This window comes from Streptomyces sp. NPDC047453, assembly GCF_040643155.1.
Taxonomy (GTDB): domain Bacteria; phylum Actinomycetota; class Actinomycetes; order Streptomycetales; family Streptomycetaceae; genus Streptomyces.
Map to the genome: position 1 here is coordinate 1 of NZ_JBEYTS010000144.1, position 7586 is coordinate 7586.

At 66.1% G+C, this 7586-nt stretch carries 6 protein-coding genes; 1 reads left to right on the forward strand and 5 read right to left on the reverse strand.

What is annotated here, in order from left to right; translation table 11 throughout:
• Nucleotides 1–1404: 1404 nt before the first annotated feature.
• From ABZ818_RS41980 to ABZ818_RS41990, 3 genes are all read right to left on the reverse strand, one after another.
• The gene (locus ABZ818_RS41980; RefSeq protein ID WP_361427384.1) at nt 1405–1761 is read right to left on the reverse strand and encodes a hypothetical protein; all 357 of its coding nucleotides are present in this window, start codon (nt 1759–1761) and stop codon (nt 1405–1407) included.
• On the reverse strand, nt 1758–1973 hold the full coding sequence (locus ABZ818_RS41985) for a hypothetical protein (RefSeq protein WP_361427387.1): 216 nt from the start codon (nt 1971–1973) through the stop codon (nt 1758–1760). Before ABZ818_RS41985 ends, ABZ818_RS41980 begins: the two co-directional genes overlap by 4 nt.
• Nucleotides 1974–2485: 512 nt before the next feature.
• A complete protein-coding gene (locus ABZ818_RS41990) occupies nt 2486–3406 on the reverse strand; it encodes a hypothetical protein (RefSeq protein WP_361427390.1) in 921 nt (306 codons plus the stop codon).
• 380 nt (nt 3407–3786) lie between these two features.
• Between ABZ818_RS41990 and ABZ818_RS41995 the strand changes: the two genes are divergently transcribed.
• Nucleotides 3787–4302 (forward strand): hypothetical protein, encoded by a 516-nt coding sequence (locus ABZ818_RS41995; protein ID WP_361427393.1) that lies wholly within the window; start codon nt 3787–3789, stop codon nt 4300–4302.
• Nucleotides 4303–5947: 1645 nt separating this feature from the next.
• Here the strand turns inward: ABZ818_RS41995 and ABZ818_RS42000 are convergent.
• The gene (locus ABZ818_RS42000) at nt 5948–6187 is read right to left on the reverse strand and encodes a hypothetical protein (protein WP_361427396.1); all 240 of its coding nucleotides are present in this window, start codon (nt 6185–6187) and stop codon (nt 5948–5950) included.
• A gap of 285 nt (nt 6188–6472) precedes the next feature.
• Nucleotides 6473–7003, reverse strand: a complete 531-nt coding sequence (locus tag ABZ818_RS42005; RefSeq protein WP_361427399.1) for a hypothetical protein — start codon at nt 7001–7003, stop codon at nt 6473–6475.
• Nucleotides 7004–7586: the final 583 nt, after the last annotated feature.

Genomic DNA, 7586 nt, shown 5'->3' on the forward strand with positions numbered 1-7586 from the left:
TTTCGTCAGCTGAGGGCACAAACGATCTCCGAGACGAGGTGCCGCCTTCACTGGTGGAGGGCGGCCCATGACCTTGACTCGGTCATTGAAACTCCCGGCCAAAGTCGCTCCACCGCCCGCGCGGTACGGTGCCGCTATGGAGAAGGTTGGCGACGGACCTCCCGAGCCGTGCGACTGGTGCGGCAGACCGGGTCGTGTGTTCCAGCTCGACAGCTGGAAGTGGGACGGGAGCCTGCTCTATCGCGACCCGGCACTGTGCCCTGTGTGTCTGCTGCTGACCGACGAATGGGGAATCATCAGCGGCACTGAGCTGATCCCCGATGTTGATGAGCGACTCACCAGCTTCGAGGCCGGTCTGGCCGAGCGATGGCGCGAGAAGGTAAGCAGGGGCGCGCGGCAGCCGCAAGCCCCGGGGGAACGGCCGCCAGGGTTTGAAGGCGTGCCCCAACTGTGCCCTAACGGACGGGCCTCACCGGGGAATCACGGGGAGTCCCGGACATGACGGGCCATGCCCGCAGGTGAGCGGACCCACAGGTCAGCAGCAATCCGCGTACGCACTCTTCCAAACTGGTGCTCCAGGATCCGAGCGCGGCGGCGCTTGACTGGGTCATTGAAACTCCAGGCCAAAGTCGCTCCGCCAACCGCGTGGGCGAAGTCCGCGCAGTCCTGCCTGCCTGCCACAGACTCAGTGGCCAGCCTGCGTCTCACCGCCTACGGCTCGTGTTCTCCTGTGGAGGGTGATCGCCCGGTGGGCAAGCCCAACTGCCAGGAACGCAAGCAAGGTTCCCCGCAGGCATGGCCCGGGAAGGGCCCACCAGTCCACTACCGGCTCCGCAAGCACCCCCACGACCCGCCAGACGTCGTAGGTCACAATGCCCGTCAGCACCACAGCCAGGAGAGCCGTCGTCCACCAGCGCTCAGGCCAACCCTTGCTCACATTTCCCCCACCAGAATCGCCACTGCCGACATCACCCAGTGCGCCGCGCTCCCCCGCCAATGATCACGGTCACAGCATCGTGCCACGAGCGTGCCAGATCGAGGGGGAAACAGCGGGGAACCACGGGCGCAGGGGCTGGGTTGAAATGAGACCGGCCCCCGACCAAACTTGCTGGTCAGGGGCCGATTCCCACGAGCGTGGCGGCGCCAGGATTCGAACCTGGGAAGGCTGAGCCGGCAGATTTACAGACCGCGCAGCAACCATGTCCTGAACTGCAGCTTTGTACCTCCAGGTGCTTGTCTGCCCCACTGGCACCCTATGATCCGCCACCGCGCATCGGCGACTCCTCGGCGCCCTCTCCTCCGTGGGGTCCTTGCACCTGGGCAGCCCTCACATGCGGTGTTGGACGTGTGCTGCCGGACGGCACCCGGCTCGGGCTGCAGGATGCAGGCTGGCCCACGAACTGGTCAGCGTGCTGCGTCACGATGGCGTCCCGCTCCGCGGCCGACCAGGGTGAAGACGGCCAAGGCGACCGTCGCCGCGGCCCCCGTAGCCAGCGCGTCCGCAACGTAGCGGCCCAGACCCGGACGCAGGACGTCGATGAGAGCGAACAGCACGACAGCCCCCGCGAGACTCGCCGCAACCCCGGCCAGCCAAAAGCGGTGGCGCGCCAAGAACCACTGGGCGAGCCACATGACAATGAGGGGCGCAACGGGCACGTGCGGCGCGTCGAAGGCGGCAAGCACGCCGTACCCCAGACCGCTGACCGCCCAGCAGGCAACGGCCACGAGCGCCGCCTCACTCCAGGAGACGGCCCGGTTCACGCCTGCCGCCCCTCATTCACGGCCCGGGCCCGTCGGCGCTCCCACCGCCGGGACAGGAACGCCGCCAGGATCGAGCCGACCACGAGCGGTCCGGCAACCCAGCGGATCACGTCCGCTGGCCAGCCCGGCTCCCCGCCGGCCACCACGGTCACCGACTCGATCGTGAGGGAGATCCCCAGCAACACGTAGCCGAGCCCCCAAGCGCGGACCACCCACACAGGTCCCCGGATCGGCTCCGGTGGCCGACGCGGCCGGAGCAGGGCCCACCCTCCCAACCACACGCAGCCCAGCCCCAAAGCCACCATGAGCACGTCCCCGGCCCTGCCGAACACCTCTGTCACGGTCCCGACCCCCCTCGCCTTCCTCTCTCACCTCCGGCGGACCCCAGAACGCCAGGCCCCCGGCTCATCATGATGACCGCCCGGACGCGGCCCCTCACCTGCCGGGCACGGCAGACGACTCGCGCGACTGCTTTCCGGTATCCGGCAATGTGGGCACCCTGACGTCACTTCTCATGAACATCCAGGGGCGTCGAGATCACCCCAGCGGGTCAGCAGGTTTACAGCGGGCCGGGCTCGGGGCCGCTGACCTGCGGGTTCATCATCGGCCGGATGAGTTGGGGAACACCTGGGGGATGTAGGCACGCTCCGATGCGGCCGGCCTTACGCCGCGTCCGTCGCGCCGCCGGCCCTGGGAAGCCTGGGCCGGCGGCGCGACGAGGGGCTTACTTCTTCACGCGGACCAGGTCGCCCGCGGCGTTGACCGCCGGGGTGTTGGTGTTGCCCGCGAAGCTGTAGCGGTAGTAGCCGTCGACGGTGGCCTTCACGGTGGCCTTCAGGCCGCCCGTGGAGTTCGTCTTGACGGTCTTCAGCGTCTTGTAGGTGGTGGTGCCCTTCTTGCGGAACTGAAGCTTCACCGCCTGACCGCTGTAGCCCGAGTACTCGACGTTCTCCCAGTCGGCCCGGGACAGCTTGCCGGTGACGGTGACGCTCTTGCCCTTCTTCACCGGCTTGGGCTTGGCGCTGGTGGTCAGCTTGGAGTTGCGCTGCACCAGCGTGGTGCCGAGGCCGCCCTTCTCGGCAAAACCGACCTTGCTCAGGTCGAAGTCGTCGGACGTGGGGTCCTGACCGTTGAAGGCCATCGCCCAGGCGCCCGCCCGCCAGGTGCCGGCGTGGGAGTTGAGCAGATCCTGCGGGTAGATGTCGATCTTGCCCTTGCAGTTGGCCGTGGTCGCCGAGGTGACGGAGCAGGTGGGCATGTCGTCGCCAGAGAGCATGTTCCGCGGCCTGTCGAAGGAGCCCTTGTAGAGGTACGGGGCGGTGATGAAGTCCTTGGCGGTCACGTCCACGTCGGCGCCGAACTTCATGGTGTAGGTGATCGTGGTGGACACGCGGTTGGTGGTGCCGACCTTGAGCGCCTTGGCGACCTTGAGGTTGGCGAAGGAGACGTCCAGGTCGTACCACGGGTCGTCGGCGGCGGCGACGCGAGCGCTGTTCCTGGCGGCGGTGGCCGCGTGGGCGGCCTGGAAGGCCTTCGCGGCGTCCGCGCGGTGGGTGGAGGGACCGGCGGCGTGCGCGGCGGGCACGGCGAGGGCGGAAAGGGCCAGAGCGCCGGAGACGGCGGCCACAGTGGCTCGTATACGCATGCGTTCCCCAGGTGGAGAAAGGGGCCGAGCGCCGGTCGTTCCTCGCGGTCCGTCTTCGGCGCGGGCCCAAGTGATCGTGGAGTCTGTTTGACTCACGTGATCAGATCCCTGACGGGTGGGGGTGGTTGTAAGGGAACTTGAAGTTTCTGTGAGCGCCCGTCAGCCGCGGCCACCCTCGGACGGCCCGAAGCACAGCCAGCCCACTTCCAATGGGCTCCGTATGTCTGCTACGGCCTGCGGGTTTCCTTCGCCCTGGCGCTGCGGCGAGGGGCACATGGGGATTCGCTGTGGCGCCTCGCAGAGGGTCTGTCGCCCATGGGGGATTTACAGTCTTCGCGGTCGTCGTGACGGCACCGGATATGGGCTTTCCACGAGGGCGTGTGATCATTGCCGCCATGTGGGGGTTCGAGCGTCGTTTGGCGCACGGTGTGATGTCTGCCGCCGTGGTCGCAACAGTCATGGCACTGACCGGATGCAGCGGGACTCCGCGGCCAGTCGGGGACCCTGATCCGGGGCATCGACGGCTCAAGGCGATCCAGCCGGTGCTGTCCGTGGTGCCACCAGGCGCACACGTCACGCAGAAGGACAACGTTGAGCCGCAATGGGACTCGTGCGACGGAATAAGGTCGACCTACGGTTGGAATGACGCGACCGTCGATGTCTACTTCACCGGAGGCGGATCCGAGCTTCAGGTAGCCGCACACATACAGACCGCCATGCGGCGTCTGGGTTGGACGTTCGACCAAGGCTCGATCGCTCAGGGCTCGTGGACGTGGCACAAGAAGTTGGCCGACGGTAGCCAGGCCGAGGCGCAACTACTCGGACCCGGTGACCCACCTGACTGGAGCCTGCAGGCGACAGCGCCGCCCGCTACTCACCCGTCCAAGGGCTGCTGAACGCGCGACCGGTCGTTGCATCGAAGCGGCCGCCGGATCGCGAAGCTCATGCAGGCGTGCCCCTGGCGTGCCCGTTCGAGAGGCTCGCCAGGGCGAGCCACGGGGAACAGCGGACAGCGTTCCAGGAACGCGCAGGTCAGCGTTCTCCCACGTCAGGCCGCACCCGCGTACGCGATCTTCCAAACTGGTGCTCCAGGACCCAGGCAGCGGCGCTTGACTTGGGCGCTGAGACGCGAGCCCAAAGCCGCTCCGTCGACCAGGTAGGGAAGGCGAAGCGCCGACAGCGTGCGCGGCGAGGTGAAGGAGCTCGACTCCAAGTACGTCGGCGACACGTAGCACGGTGACATACACAATCCTTGCTCAGCCGAGTCAAGGAGTCGCGGCGAGCTCTCATAGGGACAGGTCAGGCGCCCTAGACCCGCTGTGCTTCATGTGCTGGTTTCACGTGAAACGGCGCCCAGATGATGTCAACGCGCGGCGTATGAAGCGGAATTGGTCCTCTCATTTGTCAGTGCCGTCCCGTAGAAAAGACGAGGCCTGACAAGACGCGGGGCGCGCCCGAGCACTTTGGCGAGAGACAGGCGCGCCCCAGAGAGAACCAGGAGAGACGCGCGTGTCCATCCCGACCCCTAGTGCCACACTTCCGAACGGCAGCGACGGCACTACAAGCACTGTTCCATGGACCACTGACAATGCCCACTGGCTGATGATCACCACTGTCGCTGGTTGCATCATCAACCCAGAGGCCATAGCAGCGACGCTCGACTCAGCGTCCCAGTTGGTCACTGTGATCATCGTGCTGATTCTCGTCCGGTCGCAGCTACGAGGAACCCGCTACACCGCAGCTTGGCGACCGTCAAGCGCCCCGTTGGTGTCTGACATCAACGTCTGACACCAACAACGGCGGACGACGGCGGATCGGCGCGGACCCTGGCGACCACAACAGCGCCGCACGACAGGTGAGCGCCAGCGTCGACAGTCCGTAATGATTGACCTGATAAGGAAGAGGCCGCACCTTCAAGCCTTCCGACCTCTGTCTTTTGCGGAGTTTTTGGTGAGTATCTTTGCTTGTTTCATTTTGGCCGTCATTGCCTGGATGGCCTACTCGGTGTGGCGTATGCGCCTCCTGCCCGCTCGGAGACGGTGGCTACCGTTTGTGCTTCTTATCGCTGGTGTGGCAGGCGTTGTATCCGGATCCGATCAGAGTGTCGGCACCCCGGCGGACAGGATCCTTGTAAACTCCGGCCTCGTCTTGATTCTCGTCTCGTGGGTAGTGAGCCTGAGGGAGCGCCGAGGGCAGGGCAAGTGCCCATCTGACACCAGCTCCAACTCCGGAGCTGACCACGTGACATCAACGTCGCCGAACGACGGCGGACAGGTTCGACTGAAGGAGGACCGAGAATCGCCCCCGGACGGCGGTTCCGGCAGCTGACATGGGTCCGGCAACGAACTTGTAAAGCGTCGGTCCCCGTGCCCCGGGCGTGCCCCGTCCCTGCCCGATCGGGCGGGAAACCACGGGGAGACACGGTGACTCGCGGGCAGCGAACAGCGCAATGGCCCCCGACCGTCATTCCTGGTCAGGGGCCGTTCAACTGCGCGGTGGGTGTGGGATTTGAACCCACGGTGGCTCGCGCCACGACGGTTTTCAAGTTTCCTCGCTGCGGCGGCGGTGCTTGAGCCAGCGCACCACCTCGATGCCCAGCCAAATAGTGCCGACGACCAGTCCCACCGTATTGAAGTACTGGTAGAAGCGGCTCCGACCCATGTCAAGCCCGTTGACGAAGATGACCAGCCAACAGAGCACTGCCGGCTTGAGCCTCGAATTCGTTGGGTGCCCTGCCTGAACGCGGGCCTTGGCGGCCGTCTGCACCTCGTCATCGGTCACGCTGCTGATGATCGCAGATGCCGCGACTCCGCAGAGCCCGAGGAGCGCACGCAGCGGATGGACCGACCCCCAAGACGCTGCATGATCGACCTGATGCACGGAGCCCGGGCCGTCCCTGGGCCGTGCGGGGGTGCTCAACGACGACCAACGCTGACAACCGCCGACAGCCAAGTCGCAGGTCGCAGCGTTGATCGATCACACGGTCGCAGGTCAGAGACCTGGCCCTTCACTTCTTCGGCTACTGATCGCACTAGCTTGACGGTGGGCCGACTCTCCAGCAGCGGTTCACCGTCCTCGGCGACGCCGGCCTGGTCGCCACCACCTGGAACTGCGTGAGCGGCCACGTGGCTGGACGGCAAGCGCGTTTGGTGGGATTCCCAGCGTGTCCAGTCGGGACAGGAGCTCTGTTTCCTGCTCCTGTGTGACGGCAATCCACAGGGAGGTTCCCGAGTCACTGGCACTGAAGACCTGCCGCTCCCGCCACCAGCCTTCGGCGTGGATCGTGTACGGGACCAAATCCAACAGAAGTTCGAATTGCGCGTCGTCGCGGACGTCGACGTCGATACCCATCCCGAGATCCGCACGCCGGGAGCGAGTGCCATCGGCCACCGCCTCCCGGGCCAGGGACAGCGCGCGTTCGTACGAATGCAGCACTGCAGGTGGCCAGGCATCGTCGCTGTAGGCGTCAACGTGGGCTGCGTCGATGCCGGAGCGCAGAACGCGAAGCGCCTCGCGATGAATCAGCGCGACGTCCGAAGGGCTCAGTCCGTCCACGAGTATGAGTTCACGGCCCGAGCCACCATCCTGGTTGATCACATGCATGACCTTCCCACACGCAGTGCGCGTGTGCTCCACACCGGAGGGAAAAGCCGCGCTTGTCAAGACTGCGTGCGGCGGCTGACACCAGCGGCTGACACCAACAAGCGCGAACAGCAGCAATCAGCGCCGGACCTCACTGGACGATCGGCCGAGGCGCAGGCCCGGTTGGCCGACGTCGCTGGTCCCCCGGGATCGACCTGATAAAGATGAGGCTGCACCTCAAACGTCGTCTTTCGCGGTTGTCACTACAGGCCCGCCGCAGGGTCGCCGTCGCAGCAGGCCGGTGATCCGGCCCAGCCATCCCCGGCGCGGCTTGTTGTCCCTCTCGATCAGGAACCGCGCTGTCTGTAGCGGGTCAAGTGGGGGCTGACCTGTCTGGTGGCGGCGCCAGTAGCGGGCCACTCTCCGCTCCAGATCGCCCAGGTCCACGCTGCTGGTCCTGGCCAGAACGACCGGTCCTTCTGGGCCTTCGGGGGCAGTCAGCGCCAACCCCGGTTATTCAGCGGAATTGGTCGGGCTGACGCCCTGACAGCAGAAAGGTGCCGCTGACCTGCGAGGATGCGAGTGTCTAGATCGTATC

Bases quoted from the DNA above. Each gene is read 5' to 3' on its own strand.
- ABZ818_RS41990 (WP_361427390.1), bottom strand. From the start codon at position 3,406: ATGCGTATACGAGCCACTGTGGCCGCCGTCTCCGGCGCTCTGGCCCTT.